General features: G+C 69.3%; 19 protein-coding genes. 7 read left to right on the top strand and 12 right to left on the bottom strand.

Translation table 11 applies throughout. From position 1 onward, the window contains the following. A partial coding sequence (locus VNT50_RS00655; RefSeq protein WP_325483179.1) for a helix-turn-helix domain-containing protein occupies positions 1 to 554 on the bottom strand: 554 nt, incomplete at its 3' end. A 117-nt stretch (positions 555 to 671) separates the two neighbouring features. Between VNT50_RS00655 and VNT50_RS00650 the strand changes: the two genes are divergently transcribed. Beyond that, positions 672 to 2,561, top strand: a complete 1,890-nt coding sequence (locus tag VNT50_RS00650; protein WP_325483178.1) for a phosphoenolpyruvate carboxykinase (GTP) — start codon at positions 672 to 674, stop codon at positions 2,559 to 2,561. Between the two features lie 191 nt (positions 2,562 to 2,752). Here VNT50_RS00650 and VNT50_RS00645 read toward each other — a convergent pair whose 3' ends face one another. Together VNT50_RS00645 and VNT50_RS00640 are read right to left on the bottom strand one after the other, a co-directional pair. Beyond that, entirely contained in the window at positions 2,753 to 4,705 is a 1,953-nt protein-coding gene (locus VNT50_RS00645) for an ABC transporter ATP-binding protein (RefSeq protein ID WP_325483177.1), read from the bottom strand. A gap of 26 nt (positions 4,706 to 4,731) precedes the next feature. After that, the gene (locus VNT50_RS00640; RefSeq protein WP_491715927.1) at positions 4,732 to 4,944 is read right to left on the bottom strand and encodes an AsnC family protein; all 213 of its coding nucleotides are present in this window, start codon (positions 4,942 to 4,944) and stop codon (positions 4,732 to 4,734) included. 242 nt (positions 4,945 to 5,186) lie between these two features. On the opposite strand from VNT50_RS00640, the gene VNT50_RS00635 reads away from it, so the two are divergent. Further along, positions 5,187 to 5,855, top strand: coding sequence for a GntR family transcriptional regulator (locus VNT50_RS00635; RefSeq protein ID WP_325483176.1), 669 nt, complete (start codon positions 5,187 to 5,189; stop codon positions 5,853 to 5,855). 63 nt (positions 5,856 to 5,918) lie between these two features. Here the strand turns inward: VNT50_RS00635 and VNT50_RS00630 are convergent, their stop codons facing one another. From VNT50_RS00630 to VNT50_RS00605, 6 genes are all read right to left on the bottom strand, one after another. Further along, complete coding sequence (locus tag VNT50_RS00630) at positions 5,919 to 7,139, bottom strand: ABC transporter substrate-binding protein (protein WP_325483175.1); 1,221 nt, start codon at positions 7,137 to 7,139, stop codon at positions 5,919 to 5,921. A 41-nt stretch (positions 7,140 to 7,180) separates the two neighbouring features. Then, complete coding sequence (locus tag VNT50_RS00625; RefSeq protein WP_325483174.1) at positions 7,181 to 8,266, bottom strand: branched-chain amino acid ABC transporter permease; 1,086 nt, start codon at positions 8,264 to 8,266, stop codon at positions 7,181 to 7,183. Further along, positions 8,266 to 9,147 (bottom strand): branched-chain amino acid ABC transporter permease, encoded by an 882-nt coding sequence (locus VNT50_RS00620; protein WP_325483173.1) that lies wholly within the window; start codon positions 9,145 to 9,147, stop codon positions 8,266 to 8,268. The genes VNT50_RS00625 and VNT50_RS00620 overlap by 1 nt, the downstream gene beginning before the upstream one ends. 2 nt (positions 9,148 to 9,149) lie before the next feature. Continuing rightward, positions 9,150 to 9,866 carry an ABC transporter ATP-binding protein gene (locus tag VNT50_RS00615; protein ID WP_325483172.1) on the bottom strand — a complete coding sequence of 239 codons (717 nt, stop codon included), beginning with the start codon at positions 9,864 to 9,866 and terminating at the stop codon, positions 9,150 to 9,152. Beyond that, positions 9,844 to 10,626, bottom strand: coding sequence for an ABC transporter ATP-binding protein (locus VNT50_RS00610; protein WP_325483171.1), 783 nt, complete (start codon positions 10,624 to 10,626; stop codon positions 9,844 to 9,846). Before VNT50_RS00610 ends, VNT50_RS00615 begins: the two co-directional genes overlap by 23 nt. A gap of 138 nt (positions 10,627 to 10,764) precedes the next feature. Beyond that, a complete protein-coding gene (locus VNT50_RS00605) occupies positions 10,765 to 11,223 on the bottom strand; it encodes a cytochrome P450 (RefSeq protein WP_325483170.1) in 459 nt (152 codons plus the stop codon). Here VNT50_RS00605 and VNT50_RS00600 point away from each other — a divergent pair. Next, positions 11,222 to 11,998 (top strand): NAD(P)-dependent oxidoreductase, encoded by a 777-nt coding sequence (locus VNT50_RS00600; protein WP_325483169.1) that lies wholly within the window; start codon positions 11,222 to 11,224, stop codon positions 11,996 to 11,998. The two genes, VNT50_RS00605 and VNT50_RS00600, sit on opposite strands and share 2 nt — an antisense overlap. 9 nt (positions 11,999 to 12,007) lie before the next feature. Here VNT50_RS00600 and ligM read toward each other — a convergent pair whose 3' ends face one another. Both ligM and VNT50_RS00590 read right to left on the bottom strand, forming a co-directional pair. Continuing rightward, the gene (ligM, locus tag VNT50_RS00595) at positions 12,008 to 13,411 is read right to left on the bottom strand and encodes a vanillate/3-O-methylgallate O-demethylase (protein WP_325483168.1); all 1,404 of its coding nucleotides are present in this window, start codon (positions 13,409 to 13,411) and stop codon (positions 12,008 to 12,010) included. A gap of 48 nt (positions 13,412 to 13,459) precedes the next feature. Then, positions 13,460 to 14,839 carry an aminomethyl transferase family protein gene (locus VNT50_RS00590; protein WP_325483167.1) on the bottom strand — a complete coding sequence of 460 codons (1,380 nt, stop codon included), beginning with the start codon at positions 14,837 to 14,839 and terminating at the stop codon, positions 13,460 to 13,462. 194 nt (positions 14,840 to 15,033) lie between these two features. On the opposite strand from VNT50_RS00590, the gene VNT50_RS00585 reads away from it, so the two are divergent. The 4 genes from VNT50_RS00585 to VNT50_RS00570 are packed head-to-tail and all read left to right on the top strand — an operon-like array spanning position 15,034 to position 18,566. Next, positions 15,034 to 15,789 (top strand): PIG-L deacetylase family protein, encoded by a 756-nt coding sequence (locus VNT50_RS00585; RefSeq protein ID WP_325483166.1) that lies wholly within the window; start codon positions 15,034 to 15,036, stop codon positions 15,787 to 15,789. Next, a complete protein-coding gene (locus tag VNT50_RS00580) occupies positions 15,786 to 16,502 on the top strand; it encodes a 4-carboxy-4-hydroxy-2-oxoadipate aldolase/oxaloacetate decarboxylase (RefSeq protein WP_325483165.1) in 717 nt (238 codons plus the stop codon). The genes VNT50_RS00585 and VNT50_RS00580 overlap by 4 nt, the downstream gene beginning before the upstream one ends. Continuing rightward, positions 16,489 to 17,568, top strand: a complete 1,080-nt coding sequence (locus VNT50_RS00575; protein ID WP_325483164.1) for a 4-oxalomesaconate tautomerase — start codon at positions 16,489 to 16,491, stop codon at positions 17,566 to 17,568. Before VNT50_RS00580 ends, VNT50_RS00575 begins: the two co-directional genes overlap by 14 nt. Before the next feature lie 32 nt (positions 17,569 to 17,600). Next, positions 17,601 to 18,566, top strand: a complete 966-nt coding sequence (locus VNT50_RS00570) for a VOC family protein (RefSeq protein WP_325483163.1) — start codon at positions 17,601 to 17,603, stop codon at positions 18,564 to 18,566. 276 nt (positions 18,567 to 18,842) lie between these two features. On the opposite strand, the gene VNT50_RS00565 is transcribed toward VNT50_RS00570, so the two are convergent. Beyond that, the coding region (locus tag VNT50_RS00565; RefSeq protein WP_325483162.1) for a 5-methyltetrahydropteroyltriglutamate--homocysteine S-methyltransferase at positions 18,843 to 19,673 on the bottom strand (831 nt) is incomplete at its 5' end.

The raw sequence follows: 19,673 nt of genomic DNA, 5'->3' as shown, positions 1-19,673 counted from the left end.
GCCATGATGCTCACCGTGCGGTGCGTCAGCGCCCCCGAGACGTGGCCCGCGGCCTTGAGCTGCTTCTCGGCGAGCTGCTCGATGTCGCCGAGATAGTTGTCGCCCTCGCGCATCCGCAGTCGCAGTTCGGTGTTCGCCCGGCGTGCCTCTTCGGGAGTCGCGATCGCTTCGCGCTCGCGACGCTGCAGTTCGCGGTGCAGGCCAAGGATCGACTCGATCGTCTCGTCCGGGATGCCCTTGGTCACCCGGACGGGCGGAATCCCGAGCTGGCGGAAGATCGAGCTGGATTGCGCCCGCTCCAGTTCGATCTCCAGCGCCGCGCGCCGGTTCGGCGGTTCGGACGACAGCAGGTCGGTGACCTCGACGCCCGTGGCTGCCGCGATCGCCTGCAGGAGTGAGAGCTTGGGCTCGCGCTTGCCGTTCTCGATGAGGCTGAGCTGGCTGCCGGCGACACCGACGAGTTCGCCGAGCTCGTCGAGCGTGAAGCCCCGAGCGACCCGCTCGTGGCGGATGCGGTGACCGAGCGTGGACAGTTCGAGGGACGTGGGCACCATTCTTTGATGATAGCGAAAGAAGTCGGTTTTTTGAGCGGGATTCCTGTCGTAAATCCCGGGAATAGCTCGCATAGTGGAGGAAGACCACCGATCTGAACCGATCGAAGAGGAGTGACCATGGCCCTTGCCGACACCTTCACGCGAAGCGCCCCCCGCAGCGCCCGCCCGCTGGCACCCGCCGGCGCGGAATTCGGCAAGCGTCCGGCGATCGATGGTGACGGCCTGAACGAGCTGTTCGCGTGGGTCGACGAGATCGCCGCGCTGACCCAGCCCGAATCCATCCACTGGGTGGACGGCTCCCGCGCCGAGAACGACGCGCTGCTGCGTCGACTCGTCGACGAGGGCAAGCTCATCAAGCTCAACCCCGAGTGGCGCCCCGGCTCGTACCTCGCCCGGTCGCACCCGAGCGACGTCGCCCGCACCGAGGGCCGCACCTACATCGCCTCGGAGCGCGAAGAAGACGCCGGACCGACCAACAACTGGGTCGCGCCCGCCGAGATCCGCGCGACGATCGCCCCGCTGTTCGAAGGCAGCATGCGCGGACGCACGATGTACGTCGTCCCGTTCTCGATGGGCCCGGTCGGCGGCCCGCTCTCGCACATCGGCGTGCAGGTGACCGACAGCGCCTACGCCGTGACGTCGATGGGCATCATGACCCGCGTCGGCGACCAGGTGACGAAGCTCATCGCCGAGGGGCGGCCATGGGTCAAGACGGTGCACTCGGTGGGCGCACCGCTCGCGGCCGGAGAGACGGATGCCGCGTGGCCGTGCAACGACGAGAAGTACATCGTGCACTTCCCCGACACCCTCGAGGTGTGGTCGTTCGGCTCGGGGTACGGCGGCAACGCGATCCTGGCCAAGAAGTGCTTCGCTCTGCGCATCGCGTCGGTCATCGGCCGTGACGAGGGCTGGCTCGCCGAGCACATGCTGCTCATCCGCGTCATCGACCCGCAGGGCAGGGCCTACCACGTCGCGGCGGCGTTCCCCTCGGCATGCGGCAAGACGAACCTCGCGATGCTTCGCCCCACCATCCCCGGCTGGCGCGTCGAGACCCTCGGCGACGACATCGCCTGGATCCGTCCCGGCGAGGACGGCCGGCTCTGGGCCATCAATCCCGAGGCCGGTTTCTTCGGCGTGGCGCCCGGCACCGGCGAATCGACCAATGTCACCGCGATCGAGACCCTGTGGGGCAACACGATCTTCACGAACGTCGCGCTCCGCCCCGACGGCGACGTCTGGTGGGAGGGGCTCACCGACGAGGCGCCGTCGCACCTCACCGACTGGGAGGGCAACCCCTGGACGCCCGAGCTGGGTCGTCCCGCCGCGCACCCGAATTCGCGCTTCACCGTCTCGGCCGGGCAGTGCCCGCAGATCTCCTCGGACTGGGAGGCCCCGCAGGGCGTGCCCCTCGATGTCATCCTCTTCGGCGGTCGCCGCGCGACCAACGTTCCGCTCGTCGTCGAGGCCACCGACTGGACCCACGGCGTCTTCCTCGGCTCGACGATCTCATCGGAGCGCACCGCCGCCGCCGAGGGAACGGTCGGCGAGCTGCGCCGGGACCCGTTCGCCATGCTGCCCTTCTGCGGTTACAACATGGCCGACTACTTCGGGCACTGGCTGAAGGTCGGCAGCACCCTGCGCTTCGACCGCGCGCCCCGCATCTTCCAGGTCAACTGGTTTCGCAAGGGTGCCGACGGCCGATTCCTGTGGCCCGGCTTCGGCGACAACGCGCGGGTCATCGACTGGATCATCCGCCGCATCAAGGGCGAGGTCGGCGCGGTCGACAGCCCGGTCGGGCGCCTGCCCAAGACCTCGGACCTCAACCTCGAGGGCATCGACGTTCCCGACGAAGACCTGCACGAGCTCTTCGCGATCGACCCTGCGTCGTGGCTGCACGAGGCAGATCTCACCGAGGAGTTCTACGAGACCTTCGGCGGTCGCATTCCCGCTGCCCTGCAGTCCGAGCTCTCGGCGCTGCGCTACCGGCTGAAGGCCGCGCAGCGCTAGCCGTTTGACGCGCGTCGCGTGCCACGCGGTGCCCTTCTGCTACCCCGCGCCCATGTCCCAGTTCGGCCGCTTCGCGGGTTCCCGGAAGGGGCCGAACTGGGACATCGTGCTGGTGACGGCGTTGCATGTCCCAGTTGGGCCGGTTCCCGGGCGTCGGTTAGCGGCTGAAGTGGGACACGCGCGGTGCCGGGCTACACCAGAAGCTGGTGCCTCGCGAGGTCGCGGTAGAGCGGCGTCGACGCCACGAGTTCGGAGTGCGTGCCCTGGCCGATGACCCTGCCGTGGTCGAGCACGACGATGAGATCGCTGTCGACGACGGTCGACAGGCGGTGCGCGATCACGATGAGCGTGCGCCCCGAGGCCACCGCGTCGATGGCGTCCCGCATCCGCTGCTCGTTGACGCCGTCGAGGGATGACGTCGACTCGTCGAGCAGCAGGATCGGGGGAGCGGCCAGGAGGGCGCGGGCGATCGCGAGCCGCTGGCGCTCTCCGCCGGAGAGCATGACGCCGTCCTCGCCGACGGGAGCCTCGAGCCCCTGCGGATCGCGCTCGAGCACTTCGGTGAGGTTGACGGCGTGCAGCACACGCTCGCACTCCGCGTCGCTCGCCTCGGGAGAGCCGAGCCGCAGGTTCTCGGCGATCGTGCCGGCCAGCGTCGGGGCATCCTGCTCGACGTAGCCGAATTGCGCCCGGAGGGCTTCGCGATCGATCGTGCGGATGTCGTGTCCGCCGAGCAGGATGCTGCCCTCGGTGGGGTCGTAGAAGCGCTCGATGAGCGAGAGCACCGTGCTCTTGCCGGCCCCGCTCGGGCCGACGAGGGCGACGCGGGCTCCGCGCGGCACGTCGAACGACACGCCTCGCAGCACGTCGCGGTCGATGCCGGGCGGCGGCGGGCCGGCGTCGGACGCGTGGTCGAGGTGCGCCTGCTCCAGCACGGCGCGCGCCTCGGCGGCGGCGGCCTCGCGCGCCGCGACGACGGCCTCCGGATAGCGGAACCGCACGTCGCGGAACGCGATCGCCGCGGCCTCGCCCGCCCGCGAGCCCCCCGCGGCCGCTGCGGGTCCCTGAGCCGCCACCGGTCCCTGAGCCTGTCGAAGGGCCGCCGCGATCTCGGGGTCGGACTGCGACTCGGTCGGCAGGTCGAGCACCTCTTGGATGCGGCCGAGCGCACCGAGCGCCTGGTTGACGGAGGTGATCGCCCCGAACGTCGAGGCGAGCGGCGCGATCATCATGAAGAGGAACATGATGAACGTCACGAGGCTCGCGATCGTGATCGCCCCGGAGGCGACGCGGAAGCCGCCGACGCCGAGCACCACGAGCAGCGACACCTGCAGGGCGATTCCCGCGATCGGCACGACGAGGGCCGACACCTTGGCGATGCGCACCCCGACCCCGTAGACATCGGTGGCCATCGCGCTGACATCGGCGACCTCGCGATCGGTGGCACCCGCCGCGCGGACGGTGCGGATGGATCCGATGACCCGTTCGACCCCCGACGCGAGCTCGCCGACCTTCACCTGCTGCTCGGTGGATGCCGTGCGGATGCGGCCGCTGAGCAGCACCACGACGGCGACCGAGATGCCGATCACCACGATGATGAGCCCGAGCAGGATCGGGTCGATGATCGCCATGGCGATGAGCGCCCCGACGAAGATGAGCGCGTTCCCGACGGCGTCGGCGAGGCCCTGGGTGAGCACGGCGTAGAGGAGCGTCGTGTCGGTGCCGACCCGGGACACGAGGTCGCCCGTGCGGCGGGCGTCGAACTCGCTGATCGGCAGGTGCAGGATGCGCGCGATGAGCTTGCGGCGACTGGAGTAGACGACGGCCGTGCCGGTGCGCTGCAGGAGGTAGTGCTGGTATCCCGAGATGATGGATGACGCGACGACGAGGGCGATCAGCAACCAGACGAGGTATCCGAGCGTGTCGCCGGCCTGCACGCGCTCGATCACCTGACCGACGAGAAGCGGCTGAGCGAGCGACGCGATCGCGCCGAGCACGCTCAGCACGGCGACGAACACCAGCACGCGCTTGTGCTCGAAGAGGAAAGGCAGCAGCTGCCCGAACGTGGCGCGCGGCCCTTCGGGCGCTTTGCGGCCCCGGCGGCGGGACGGGGTGGAAGGTTTTACGGGGGCATCGACAGACACGGTGGTACCTCTGGGTTCGTCGGGGGTCACCTTCGACCGTACTTCTTGTGGACGGCCTGCCGGGTCACGCCCAGGGCCGCGGCGATCGCCTGCCACGAGTAGCCCTGGATGCGGGCTCGCCGCACTTGGACCTCCTCGGCCTGCGCCAACTCGCGCCGCACGGCGGCGAGACGGTGCAGCTCGGCGATGGGGGCGCCCTCCGGTGCGGCACCGATGAGGGTGCGGATGTCGCCGCTCACGGTGGAACCCCTTCCGGCGCCCCGGTCGGGGCATCCGGTTGTCAACCATAGTTGACGCACACATCTATGTCAACTTTGGTTGACGAGTGCGAAATCGACCGCTCCTTCTGCCCGCACACACCCCCATCCGCAGGATTGCAGACAAGATCTGCACGCATTTCGTATGCAATATCGGGGCATCGGCTTGTACCCTCGAACAGGAGAGGGCCATGCGCCCGCACAGTCGATGGCGAGGGGGTCGTATGGCTGACGCATCGGAGGTCGCCGTCATCGGGCCGGGGGAGGCTCTTGCGCGCACCGACCTCACGCGGCAGATCCGCGAGGCGATTCTCGGTGGGCAGTTCGCCCCGCACCAGCGACTGATCGAAGCCGACATCAGCGAGCGCTACGACGCGTCCCGCGCCGCCGTGCGCACGGCCCTGCTGAACCTCGCCAACGAAGGTCTCGTGGAGCGGCTCCCGAATCGCGGGGCGCGGGTGCGCGCGATCAGCATCGACGAAGCGGTGGAGATCGTCGAGGTGCGCATCGGCCTCGAGACGCTGTGCGCGCGGAAGGCCGCCGAGAACGTGACGGATGCCGATGTCGCCGAGCTGCGGGGGCTGAAGAAGGAGATCGAGAACGCGGTCGAATCCGGCAACCTGATGGAGTACGCGCGGCTGAATCAAGACATGGATCGACGGATCCGCGACCTCAGCCGGCACGCGACCGCCACCCAGCTGCTCGAGCGCCTCCGCGCGCAGTCGGCCCGCCACCAGTTCCGCCTCGCGTTCCATCCGGGCCGCGCCGCGCAGTCCGCGCCCGAGCACATCGCGATCATCGACGCGATGATCGCGCGCGATCCCGAGGCGGCAGAGGCGGCGACGCGCGCCCACCTCGAGGGCATCGTCCACGTGCTCCGCGGCATGGACTGAACCCCCCGCAGAGACGAAAAGCCCGGCCGAGTCGTCGGCCGGGCCTTCCGCGCTCGCGTGAGCTCAGCCGAACTGCTCGGCCGTCGCGTAGCCCTTGCCGTTGTACTTCTGCACCTGCACGTCCGACACCGCCGGCTTGCCGTCGACCGTGGTGTCGATGACGGAGCCCTCGAGCATGAACGGCGCCTCGAAGCCCTGGATGCTCATCAGGGCCTCCATGAAGCTCTCGCGGGTCGGTTCCTCCATCTTCGCGAAGGCCTGCTCGAGCGTCGCCGCCGCGATCCAGCTCCAGACGCAGTGCGGGAAGGCAGGCACGCCGTCCTGATCCGTGTACTGGTCGATGGCCGCGAGGAAGGCCTTGCCCTCTTCGCTCTCCTGGAACGGCGGTGCGGCCGCCGACTGGGAGAACGACACCGAGTAGATGCCGGGGAACGCGGCGCCGCCGCCGGGCTCGAGGATCGCCGTCGGGCTCGAGGTGTTCGACGGCAGGAACCAGCTCGGAAGCCAGCCCACCTGCTGCGTCTTCTGCAGCGACGAGATCACGAGCGGGGTGATCGACATCGCGTTGAAGAACACGTCGGCACCGGTTGCCGCCAGCTCGGTCAGCTGAGCGTCGACGCTCGTGTCGGTGGCCTCGTAGGTCAGCTCGCCGACGATCTCGATGTTCTCGGCATCCGCGATCGCCTCTTTGAAGCCCTCCACGTAACCATCGCCGTAATCGTCGTTCTGCGACAGGATGGCGACCTTGTGGTCGTCGCTGGATGCGGCGAGCAGCTCACCGAACGCCGCGCCCTCCTGCTGGTAGATCGGCACGAGTCCGATCTGCATCGGGCTCTCCGACCGGTCGCTGAAGAGCGGGTCGCCGGTCATCACGAGCACCTGTGGCACTCCCTCGTCGATCGCTGCCTCGCGCCAGGCCCGGTTGGTGGGCGTTCCGAGACCGATGCCGGCCGCGAAGACACCGTCGGCGACCATCTGCTGGAAGTTCGCCAGGGCCTTCTGCGGGTCGTACGTGTCGTCGTACGACTTGATCTCGACCGTCCTGGTCTTGCCGTCGCCGAACTCGATGCCACCCGCGTCGTTCTTCGCACCGAAGTACGCCAGGGCGCCGTCGACCGTGCAGTTGCCCGGGCCCGCCGTGGGGCCGGAGAGGGGGCTCGTGATGCCCAGCGTGATACTCGTGTCGGTGATGCCCGGGCTCGCCTCTGCGGCACCATCGCCGCCGTCGGTGTCGCCGCCGCCGCGCGCGCAGCCGGATATGGCGAGGGCGAGGACGGATGCCATGGCTACGGCTCCGATGGCACCCCGACTCCGCTTTCCAATGTTCATGATTGACCTTGCCTCTCTGTGTTCTCGGGTCCCTCCACCGCGGCCTCTGCGGGAGGCGGTGGAGTGGTTTGCGGGGTCGACCCCGTCGTCGGTGGCGGTCCCGTGCGAGCGCCGCCGCGTCCGCGGCGGACGAGCCGGCGGATGGCACGGGGGAGCGAGACGAGCCCGCCGGGGAGGAGGAAGAGCACCGCGAGCAGGATGATCCCCTGGATGACGAGGGTCAGGCTTGCATCGATCGTGTTGGTGAACTGCGGCACGAGCACGTAATACGCGCCGCCGATGAGAGAGCCCGCGATGCTGGCCGCGCCGCCGATCACCATGGCGGCGACGAGGCTGATGGAGTGCCCGAAGTTCATGGTCTCGGGCGAGGTGTACTGCACCGCCACCATGTAGAGGAAGCCGCTGGCACCGCCGTAGAGCGACGCGATCGTGAACGCGAGCACTTTGTAGCGATAGGGCGAGATGCCCATCGACGTGGCGACCGCCTCGTTGTCCTTCACGATCACGAGGGCCCGACCGAACTTGCCGCGCACGAGGTTGCGGGCGAGGAGGAACGCCGCGACCGTGATGGCGGCCACGATGTAGTACTGCCACTGGTCGTCGTCGAGGCCGCTCCAGTCGGGGGCGCCGGAGAACCGGGCGGAGGTGCCCTGAGATCCGCCGGTGAGCTCGTCCAGTCGCTTGGCCAGGGGAAGCCCCACGATGGGCAGGGCGATCGTGACCATCGCGATCGCCAGCCCGCCGAGACGCGCCGCGGCGAGGGCCACGATCAGGCCGGCGAGGCCGGGGACGAGGCACGCGAGCACGAACACGATGGTGATGTTCCAGCCGGCGTTGACGCCGTACGCGGTGACGTACGCGCCGAGTCCGACGAAGAAGATCTGGCCCAGCGAGACCTGTCCCGCGTAGCCCATGACGATGTTGAGGCCGAGCACGGCGACGGCGTAGACGCCGATCCGGATAAGGGTCTGGTTGCCGAACACCGGAAGGACGAGGGGTGCCATGACGAGCAGCACGGCGATCACGGCGAACAGCACGACCTGCACCCACGGGGTGCGCAGCAGACGCGAGAGCGAGGACATCAGACGCGCACCACGACTTTCCGGCCGAACAGGCCCTGCGGTCGGAGGAAGAGGACGACGAACACGATGATGAACGGCACCGCGATCTTGAGGTCGTAGCCGATCAGCGGCACGTAGACGGCGGCGAGGTTCTCGAGCACCCCGATCGCCCAGGCAGCGAGCACGGCCCCGATCGGGCTGTTCAGGCCGCCGATGATGACGGCGGCGAGGGCGTAGACGAGCGCGGTGTCGAGCATGCCCGGCGTCAGGGTGAGCTGGGGGGCCACGAGCGAGCCGGCGACGGCGCCCAGCGCAGCGGCGAGCCCCCAGCCGATCATGAGGAGGCGCCCGACCGGGAGGCCGGAGAGCGCCGCCGAGTTCGGGTTCACCGCCACCGCCCGCAGCGCCAGGCCGAGCTTCGTGCCGCGAAAGAGCAGCTGCAGCACCAGCATGATGGCCACGATCGCGAAGAAGGTTCCGAGCGATCGGATGCTGACGACCGCCCCGGCGACGTTCACGGTGTCGAGGGGGAACAGCGACGGGAACTGGCGGTTGTTGAAGCCCCAGATCCAGCCGCAGACGCCGGTGATGAGGGTGAGCAGGCCGATCGTGACGACGACCGCCGTATCGGCGTCGCCACCCTCGAATCGCCGGATCAGGAACCGCTCTATCAGTCCGCCGTAGACGAACGACACGACGATCGAGATGACGATGGCAAGCAGCACGGGCGCGCCGAGCTGCGTGAACGCGAACGCGATGTAGGCCGAGAGCACGGCCATGCCGCCCTGGGCGAAGTTGATGAGGCCGGTCGCCTGGTTCACGAGCACGATGGCGAGGGCGAGGGCCGCGTAGATCGAACCGATCGAAAGGCCGTCGACGACGAGCTGGATGAAGGTGCCCATGGTCAGCCCCCCAGGTAGGCGCGGCGGATCTCGTCCATGCCCTTGAGTTCGGCGGAGGTCCCCGTGAGCACGTTGCGGCCGGTCTCGAGCACGGTGGCGGTGTCGACGAGCGTGAAGGCGAGGTTGGCGTTCTGCTCGACGACGAGCATCGCGATCCCGGAGTCCAGCCGCAGGCGACGGATCGCCTCGTACACCGACTTGCCCGTGCTGGGGGCGAGCCCGAGGGATGCCTCGTCGAGCATCAGCAGGCGCGGCTTGGCCATGACCGCGCGGGCGATGGCGAGCATCTGCTGCTCGCCGCCGGAGAGCGTGGAGGCGGTGGATGTGATGCGCTCCTTGAGCTGCGGGAACAGGTCGAGGCAGTAGTCGACATCGGCGGCGACGCCCTTGTCTTTGCGGCGGTAGGCGCCTACCCGCAGGTTCTCGCGCACCGTCAGCTGCCCGAGCGTCCCCCGGCCTTCCGGCACGTGCGCGATGCCGCGCGCCGCGACCTGCTCGGGGCGGAGCCCGTGCAGGCTCTGTCCGTCGAAGGTGATGCGCCCGCCCGAGCGGACCGACCCGCTGATCGCGCGAAGCGTCGTGGTCTTTCCCGCGCCGTTGGCGCCGAGGATGCCGACGGCGCCGCCGTCCGGCACGCTGAGGGAGACCGTGTCGAGCACCTGGACGGGCCCGTAGAACGCGGTCACCTCGGTCAGCTCAAGCAGCGTCACTGGCCGCATCCTTTCCGATGTACGCCTCGATCACGCGCGCGTCGGCCTGCGCCTGTGCGGCGGTGCCCTCCATGAGCTTGCGGCCGTGGTCGAGCACGACGACGCGATCGGTGAGGGCGGAGATCAGCCCCATGTGGTGTTCGACGATCACGATCGTGACGTCGAAGTCGGCGCGCATCCGCCGCACCTGCTCGATGAAGCCGTCGACCTCGGCGTGGGGGAGGCCCGCTGCGGGCTCGTCCAGCAGCAGGAGGCGCGGGCGCAGGAGCATGGCGCGGCACAGCTCGATGCCCTTGTGCAGTCCGTGCGACATCTCGTCGGGTGTGCGCGATGCTGCCCACCCGAGCCCGAAGCGATCGAGCAGTTCGAGCGCCTCGGCGCGGAGGGTGCGCTCGTCCTTGCCGGTCGGGGGAATGCGCAGCGACCACGCGATCGGTCCGCGGCGGAGGCGGGGATGGGCCCCGAGCATCACGTTCTCGAGCACGGTCGCGTGCAGCTGGAGGGCCGGATGCTGGAAGGTGCGGGCGAGGCCGATGCGCGAGAGGCGCCACGGGGCCTTCGACAGCACATCCTCGTCATCGATGCGGATCGTGCCCGAGGAGGGGCGGTAGTGCCCGCTGATGCAGTTGAAGAGCGAGGTCTTGCCGGCGCCGTTCGGGCCGACCAGGCCGAAGACCTCGCCCGGCTCGACCTCGAACCCGACGTCTTCCAGCACCTTCACTCCGCCGAAGCGGAGGTTGACCTGCTGCAGGGTTAATCGTGCGGCCATCGCCTGCCTTTCCGCGTCGTGCCTCTTTGCCGACCGAGATGCGCGTCTGCACCGCGTGGGTTCGCGTGCATCCCTGTGATGGGACGGTACGGACGCGCGGGCAGATTGTCAACGATTTTGGCGTGAACGAGTCGATCTTTATTCAACCGTCATCTCGGCCGCGAGTGCAACCCGCACGGGCATGCTCTCCCAGCCGCGCAGGGTGTTGTTCAGGTGGCGGTGCGGCGGTGCCGTCAGCTCGATCGAAGCGCCGCGGTCGAGCAGCGCGCCCAGCACCGCCGTCGCTTCGCAGCGGGCGATGTGCTGACCCACGCACTGGTGCAGCCCCATCCCGAACGCCACGTGGCCGGAGGGGTCCCTCGACAGATCGAAGCGGTCGGGATTCGCCCACCGCCGGGGGTCGCGATTCGCCGCGCCGAGGAACATGAGCACCTTCTCCCCCGGAGGGACGAGGGTCCCCGCGACGGCCGGGGAGTTACTCTGACGACGACGTCCGTGCGTTCGCAGGAGTACCGCGCGACGGCCGGTGCGCTGACGTCGCGGCCGCCCGGCGCGGGTGCTCGCGGCGACGAGGTCGTCTAGGGTGAATGGCGCCATGACGACGATCGCGATCCTCGGCCTCGGCGAGGCCGGGCGGGTGTACGCCCGCGGCCTGCTCGCGGCGGGTGCGCACGTGTGCGGCTACGACGAGCACCGCAGGCTCGGCGACCCCGACCTCCGCCAGCTCACCACGCTGCAGGAGGCGCTGCACGGCGCCGACGTCGTGCTGAGCCTCGTCGGCGGCGCCTCCGCCTCCGCTGTCGCCGCCCAGGCGCTGCCGTTCGCCGGCCGGGGCGCGGTGTACGCCGACCTCAACACCGCCTCTCCCCAGGTGAAGGGCGAGATCGCGACCGAGGCCGCGCGGATGGGGGTTGCGATGGCCGATGTCGCCGTGCTCGCGCCGGTGCAGCGAATCGGGATTCGCACCGGGCTCCTGGCGAGCGGGGCGGGAGCCCCTGCGCTCGCCGACCAGCTCCGACCTCTCGGGGTCCCGATCGTCGTCCTCGACGCTGCGGCGGGCGAGGCCGCTCGGCTCAAGCTGCTTCGGAGCGTCTTCATGAAGGGCCTCGCCGCGCTCATGATCGAGGGCGTCGGCGCCGCGCGCGCGATCGGGGCCGAGCAGTGGCTCCTCGACCAGATGGCGGGGGAACTCGGACCGGACGGCCGCGACCTCGTCGACCGGCTCGTCCAGGGCACGTACCAGCACGCCGTGCGTCGTGAGCAGGAGGTGCGCGACGCGCTCGGCGTCATCGAAGCGACCGGCCGGCCCGCCGATATGACGCGCGCCACGCTCAGCTGGTTCGAGCGGATCAACGGCGAGCGCGACGCGTAGCCGGGCGGCTCAGCCCTTGCTCCCCGAGCGCCAGCCCCCGTGGTACTCGGTGCGGGCGGTCTCGGCATAGGGCGCAGGGCTGACGATTGCCCGGGCGGCGATCTGCTCGTGCGGCTCCACCGTCGTCTTCTTCGAGCCGCCCCCGGGCTCGCCCCAGACGACTCGCACCTCGGTGCCGATCGGCACGTCGGCGTCGACCGTCGCGAGCGAGAGCCCACGGCGCTCGTTCGCGGTGATGCCCGTGAACAGCGACAGCCCCACTACGTCGCCGTCGGCATCGACCACGGAGTCGTAGTTCGACGAGCCGTAGTTCGCATTCGGGAGGTCGAAGAACTGGTAGCCGGGCCCGTCGCGGTCGATGGGGGAGGCGAGGATCCTCGCAAGGTCTTCGTCGTTCCACGCCAGGGTCACCTTCTTGCGCTGGCTCTCGCGGTCGACCCGCTCCAAGGCCTCGCGGCCGATGAAGTCGTGATCGAACCGGACGAACGAGCCGTAGCCGAGCTCCCACGGATTCAGGTAGTAGTCCTCGATGTCGCTCGAGACGAACGAACCGGCGAGGGCATTGATCGCCTCGTAGCTGTCCGCGGGCAGCCATTCCCGGTACGCCCGCTCCTCGGCGCCCGAGTAGATCGCGGGAAGGGGCGAGGGGATCCAGCCCGACTCCAGCGTGTTCGACGAGTAGGCGCGCGAACCGCACGGCTCGAGGCCGAATTCGGCGCCGGCCGCGAGCACCGCGTCGCGGATGCGGCCGTGATCTTGATACGGACCCCAGATCTCCAGGCCCGGGGCGCCCGCCATGCCGTGCCGCAGGGTTCGCACCCGCGCTCCGCCGACCTCGAGGTGGCCCATATGGAAGAACTTCACCTGCTCGACCGGTCCCCCCGCGAACTTCTCGATGATCTGCCACGCGTTGGGCCCCTGGATCTGGAAGCGGTAGTACTGGCGCTGCACCGCCGCGCCGTACGGACGCGAGGGGGAGCGGTCGTCGTACCGTACCTCGACGTCGTACCCGCCGGTTTCGGCGTGGAACTGCAGCCAGTTCGCCGCCGGCGCGCGCCCGACGTAGACGTAGTCCTCTTGTGCTTCGTGGAACAGGATGCCGTCGCCGATGACGCCGCCGTTCGAGGCCGTCGGCACGAACTGCTTCGCCGTGTCGACGGGGAAGTTCGCGAAGCTGTTGATGCCGGTGTCGGAGATCAGCCGCAGCGCGCCCGGGCCCGACATGAAGAAATTCACCATGTGGTGGGACTGGTCGAAAAGCACGGCCGTCTCCCGCCACGCCTTCTGCTCGCGACGCCAGTTCGTGAACTCCGCCGGCACCACGGGATAGATGTACGTTCCGAGCTGCGAGTCGCGCAGCATCCCGACGGTGTCGCCCTTCTCGTCGAGCAGCTCCTGCAGATTCCCTGCCATGTCTTCGCCTTCTTCCTTATCGGTCGTGCTCGATCGGGGGTGGTCGGGTCACGACTTGCGGTACTGCTCGCGCGCCTCGCGCACGTACGGCCAGGGGGCGACGGTCGCCCGCACATCCACCTGTCGGTGCGGCTCGACCTGCGGCTTTCGCGAGTTCGGCTGCTCGCCCCAGGTCACCGTCACCTCGGTGCCGACCTCGGCGTGTTCGGCGCCGAGCGTCGCTAGCGACACGTATGCCTGCTCGTTCGCGATGTAGCCGCAGTCGAACGACTGCCCGACGGTGGCATCGCCGATCCGGACGCGGTCGACCTGGTACAGCGCGTAGCGGGACTTCGGCATCTCCATGTATTTGGCGGGGAGTCCGTCCTCCAGCAGGGAGCCCCAGACGCCGCGGACATCGTCGGCGTTCCACTCGAGGGTCACCTTGCGCCGGTGCGCACCCTCCGCGAGCCGCTCGAGCGCGTCGCGGCCCACGAAGTCGTGGTCGAAAGCGATCGTGCGCCCGTAGTCGAGGTCCCACGGGGTGAGGTAGTAGTCCTCGATGCGGTCGGAGGCGAAGCTGCCGCCCAGGGATCCGGCGCTCGTGGCGGGCAGCCAGCGGCGGTAGTCCGCCGTGGCCTCGCCCGAGAAGATGGCGGGGAGCGGAGAGGGCACCCAGCCGGACTCGAGGTTGGCGGTGGAGTATCCCTTTGCGCCCACGCGCACCAGGCCGTGGTCCGCGCCGGCCTCGAGGATCGCCTCGAGCACGCGCTCGCCGTCGCCGAACGCGCCGAAGAGCTCGAAGCCCGGCTGACCGGCCATGCCGTGGCGGATGCCGCGCACCTGCAGCCCGGCGATTGTGAATCGCGCCATATGGAAGAACCCGATGCGAGGCACCTCGCCCCCGATGAGCCGCTCCATGATCGGCAATGCCGCGGGGCCCTGCAGCTCGTAGCGGAAGAGCGCGGGCGCACCGGGCCGCACGATCGAGTTGCCGTCGCGGGTGATCTCGACATCCCAATCGCCGGTCTCGGCATGGAACTGCGCCCAGTCGATCACCATCTGGTGGCCGACCAGGTCGTAATAGTCGTCGTCGATGTGGGCGAGGATCGCGTCGCCGATGAGGTGACCGTCGTCGTTCACCGCCACGAACTGCTTCGCTCGGTCGATGGGGAAGTTCGCGAAGCTGTTGACCGCGAGGTGCTCGAGGAGCGCGCCGGCGTCGGGTCCGCGCAGAAAGAGGTCGGTCATGTGGTGCGACTGGTCGAGCAGCGCGCAGGAGTCCCGCCAGGCGTGCTGCTCGGAGCGCCAGTTGCTGAACTCGGCGGCGACGGGAAAGACGGTCGGGCGGGCTTGCGCGTCTCGGAGCAGCTGCACCGGAGAGCCGGCGCGGTCGATCGCATCCTGGAGGGATTGCCGCGTGGCCGGGCTCGATGGTGCATTCGACATGCGGACTCCCTCGTCTTGGTCGGATCCGACGCGCAGGCCTGCCAGCATCCGGATTCGTTTCGTCGCCAAGATTGTAGACAGAATCTTGACCATTGCACCAGGGTGTGGTTCGCTTTCCTTCGCGGGCGGCTTCCGACGTTCGACCCGGCCGCCAGCGCCCCCGTTCGCGAACCGCCCCGCAGATCGGAGCCCCCATGGCCGAGTCCACGCCCACGCTGCTCGTCGTCAGCGCCCACGCCGGAGACTTCGTCTGGCGCGCCGGAGGGGCGATCGCGGCCGCCACCATGCGCGGGGAGCGCGCCGTGGTCGTGTGCCTCTCGTATGGCGAGCGCGGGGAGTCGGCCAGTCAGTGGCTGCAGGGAAAACCGCTCGATGAGATCAAGGCGATCCGCCGCGCCGAGGCAGAGGATGCCGCGGCGGCCCTCGGCGCCGAGGTGGAGTTCCTCGACCTCGGCGACTACCCGCTCATCGAGGCTCCGGAGGCGATTCAGAAGCTCGTGGACGTGTATCGCCGCGCGCAGCCGACGGTCGTGCTGACGCATCCCCTGTCCGACCCCTACAACGGCGATCACGCCGCCGCCGCGCGCATGGCGCTGCAGGCGCGCGTGCTGGCGCAGGCGATAGGCGTCGCGAATTCCGACGGCTCCTTCCCGACGAAGGACGAGATCATCGGCGCCCCGCCGGTGTTCTTCTTCGAGCCGCACCAGCCCGAGCAGAGCGACTTCAAGCCGAACGTCCTGCTCGATGTCACCGCCGCCTTTCCGTTGAAGCGCAAGGCGATGGAATGCCTTCCCGCGCAGAAGCACATGTGGGAGTACTACACGCAGCTCGCGATCCGCCGGGGCGTGCAGGTCAAGCGCAACGCGGGGCCCAACCTCGGCCTGCCGCACGAGACGCTGGGCGAGGCGTACATGCGCTACTACCCGCAGGTGACGGATGTGCTCGAATGAGCCGGAACAACGTCGTCGTCACCGACATCACGAGGGCGGATGCCGCGACCACGGCCGCGCTCGGTGCCCACGGGGTCGCGACCGTGCACGAGGCGATGGGTCGCCGGGGCCTGGCCGGCACGGCCCTTCACCCTCGTCAGGTCGGGGCACGAATCGCGGGCGCGGCTGTGACCGCCCTGTGCTGGCCGGGCGATAACCTCATGATCCACGCGGCGGTCGAGCAGTGCCGCGACGGCGACATCCTCGTCGTCACGACGGTTTCCCCTTCGCTCGACGGTTCGTTCGGCGAGCTCTTCGCGACCGCCCTCCAGCGGCGCGGCGTGCGCGGACTCGTCACGACCGGAGGCGTCCGAGATGTCGCAGACCTGCGCGCCATGGGGTTTCCGGTCTGGTCAGGCGCGGTCAGCGCGCAGGGCACGGTGAAGGACACCCCGGGTTCGGTGAACGTGCCGATCGTCGTCGGCGGGGTGTCCGTCCGACCGGGCGACATCATCGTCGCCGACGACGACGGCGTGCTCTGCGTTCCGCGGGCGAACGCCGAGCAGACGCTCGCCGCCGCCGACGCACGGGCCGAGAGGGAAGCGGCCTCCCGCGCCGCCTATCGGCAGGGCGAGCTCAGTCTTGACCGCAACGAGCTGCGCCCGGTGCTGAGAGATCTGGGCGTGACGTATATGACGCAGATGGAATACGAGGCCGGTCATGGGCGAGGCTGACGGCATCCGCTGCCTTCTGATGCGCGGCGGAACGTCGAAGGGCGCGTACTTCCTCGCCGAGGATCTTCCCGCCGATGCGGCCGAGCGCGACGCGCTGCTCCTGCGCATCATGGGAACGCCCGATCCTCGGCAGATCGACGGGCTCGGCGGCGCGCACCCGCTGACGAGCAAGGTCGCGGTGATCTCGCGATCGGAGGGCGGCGACACCGATGTCGACTACCTCTTCCTCCAGCTCGGGGTCGACGAGGCCTTCGTCACCGACAGGCAGAACTGCGGCAACATCCTCGCCGGCGTCGGTCCCTTCGCCCTCGAGCGCGGCCTCGTTCCGGCCCAGGGCGAGCGCACGAGCGTGCGGATCCGCATGGTCAACACGAAATCGATCGCGACCGCCACGTTCGCGACGCCGGGGGGAGCGGTCGACTACGACGGCGACCTGGCGATCGACGGCGTCCCGGGCACGGCCGGCGCGATTTCGCTCGACTTCGAAGGTACGGCCGGCTCGTCCACCGGCGCCCTGTTCCCCACGGGACGGGTTGCCGACGAGGTCGAGGGCGTGCGCGTGACGTGCGTCGACAACGGAATGCCGACGGTGCTCATGCGCGCCGCCGACCTCGGCGTCGCGGGTACGGAAACCCCCGCCGAGCTCGAGGCGGACGCCGGCCTCACAGAGAGGCTCGCGGCCATCCGTCGCGGGGCCGCGTCGCTCATGGGCATGGGCGATGTCTCCGCGACGACGGTGCCCAAGCTCGTGCTGGTATCGGCGGCATCCCACGGCGGCGCGGTCTCGACGCGCAGCTTCCTCCCCGTCCGCGTGCACACGTCCATCGGCGTGCTCGGGGCGCTCACCGTCGCGGCCGGGCTCATCCCCGAGGGCGGCGTGGGGCACGACCTCGTGACCCTTCCGGCGCCGGGCGAGCCGTTCGTGATCGAGCACCCGACCGGCCATTTCGACGTGGACGTCTCGGTGCAGGCATCCGGTGACGAATGGACGGTCACCCGCTCCGCAGCCCTCCGCACCGCCCGCAAGCTCTTCGACGGCGTGGTGTTCCCGCGCCCCCGCCTGTAAACCTCGTCTCCCGCCCCGTCAGAGAGGACGTCATGACCGACTTCACTTCGTTCGACACCGCGCACATCGGCAGCGTCGAACTGCTCACGCCGTCCTTCGACGAGAGCCTGTGGTTCTTCCGCGACCTGCTCGCGATGCGTGTCGTCGCCGAGCACGAGCGCTCGGTGTTCCTCCGCACGTGGGACGAGTACGAGCTCTACACGATCAAGCTGACGGCGTCGGATGCCGCGGGCGTGGGGCGCACGACCTTTCGCACGACGAGCGCCGAGGCGCTCGCGCGGCGGGTGGAGGCGATCGAGGGCACCGGCCTCGGCGAGGGCTGGGTGGACGGCGAGGTGGGAACCGGGCCCACGTACATGTTCCGTGACCCCGATGGTCACTCGATGGGCATCTACTACGAGAGCGAGCGGTACGTCGCGACCGACGACAAGCCCGCGCTCAAGAACCAGGCATCCGCGTTCCCGGGCCGGGGCGTCAACGCGCGGCGTCTGGATCACATCAACTACCTCGCGAAGGATGTCGAGGCCAACGGCCGGTTCGTCGCGGAGGCGCTCGGCGGCCGGGAGAGCGAGCGAATCCGCAACGACGACGGACGCTTCGCTGCGTGGTGGTTCCACTTCAGCCTGAAGTCCTACGACGTGGTCTACTCCGACGACTGGACGAAGCACGGCAACCGCCTGCACCACATCGCCTTCGCGCCCGACACCCGGGAAGACATCCTGAAGGCGGCCGACATCTTCCTCGAGAACGGCATCCACATCGAGTCCGGTCCGCACAAGCACGCCATCAACCAGACGTTCTTCCTATACGTCTACGAGCCCGGCGGCAACCGCATCGAGTTCGCCAACGCCGGCGCCCGCCTCCTGCTCGACCCCGACCAGCCGGTCGTGGAGTGGAGCCAGGAGGAGCGCAAGAAGGGCCAGGCGTGGGGCATGAAGACGATCGAGACGTTCCACACCCACGGCACACCCGTGGTCGACATGCCGCCGCAGCCCTGACCCACCCGGTCGCTGAGCTCGGTCGCTGAGCGCCCTTCGTCTCGCTTCGCTCGCTCAGGAACCGCGACGCGAGACGAAGCGCCCCGACCCGCGGCATCCGCCCGGATCCGCTGCATCCACCTGCATCAGCTTCGGAGAATTGCGCCTCGATCGGCCGAATCGCCTCGAATGATCCGAACTTCGCGACATTCTCCGAAGTTCGTGCGCGGGAGAGGGAGAGGCGGGAGAGGGAGAGGGAGGGGGAGAGGGAGGGGGAGAGGCGGGAGAGGGCGAGGCTCAGCGCCAGACGTCGTCCGCGATGGCGACGACCTCGCGGATCTTCGCCCACTGCTCGTCCTCGGTGAGCTCGTTGCCCTCCTCGGTCGAGGCGAAGCCGCACTGCGGGCTGAGCGCGAGCTGCTCGAGGGGCGCGAACGCGGATGCCTCGTCGATGCGCTTCTTCGTCGCTTCGATGTTCTCGAGCTCACCGCTCTTGGTCGTGATGAGCCCGAGCACGACGGTCTTGTCACCCTCGGGAAGGAAGCGCAGGGGTTCGAACCCTCCGGCGCGGTCGCTGTCGTACTCGAGGAAGTAGCCGTCGTAGTTCACGACCCCGAGCAGCTGCTCGGCGACCGGCTCGTAGCCCCCGGATGAGATCCAGGTCGAGCGGAAGTTGCCCCGGCAGACGTGGGTCGTCACGACCAGATCGTCGGGCTTGCCCTCGAGGATGCGGTTGAGCAGCGATCCGTACCGCTCGGCGATGCCGTCGGTCTCGATGCCGCGCTCGCGGGCCTTGGCCAGCTCGACCTCGGAACAGAGGTACGCCCATGCGGTGTCGTCGAACTGGAGGTAGCGGGCGCCGGCGTCGTAGAACGCGGCGACGGCATCGCGGTATGCCAGGACGAGGTCGTCGAGGATCGCGTCGCGACCGGAGTAGGTCTCGGAGTCGATGTGCGCGGGCTCGAGGCGGAAATCGAGCACGGTGGGCGCGGGGATGGTGAACTTCGGCGCGGCACCGGTGGTGCGCGTGAGCAGGTCGTTGAGGGAGCGGAAGTGCTCGAGGAACGGGTGGCTCTTGCTGAACCCGATCGGGCCGTTGATCTCCACGCCGCGCGGCCTGGTCTGCAC

Origin of the sequence: Microbacterium sp. (assembly GCF_035554235.1) — a bacterium.
Taxonomy (GTDB): Bacteria; Actinomycetota; Actinomycetes; order Actinomycetales; family Microbacteriaceae; genus Microbacterium.
Note: the sequence above shows the minus strand (reverse complement) of the source record. Positions and strands in the feature narration are given on the sequence as shown.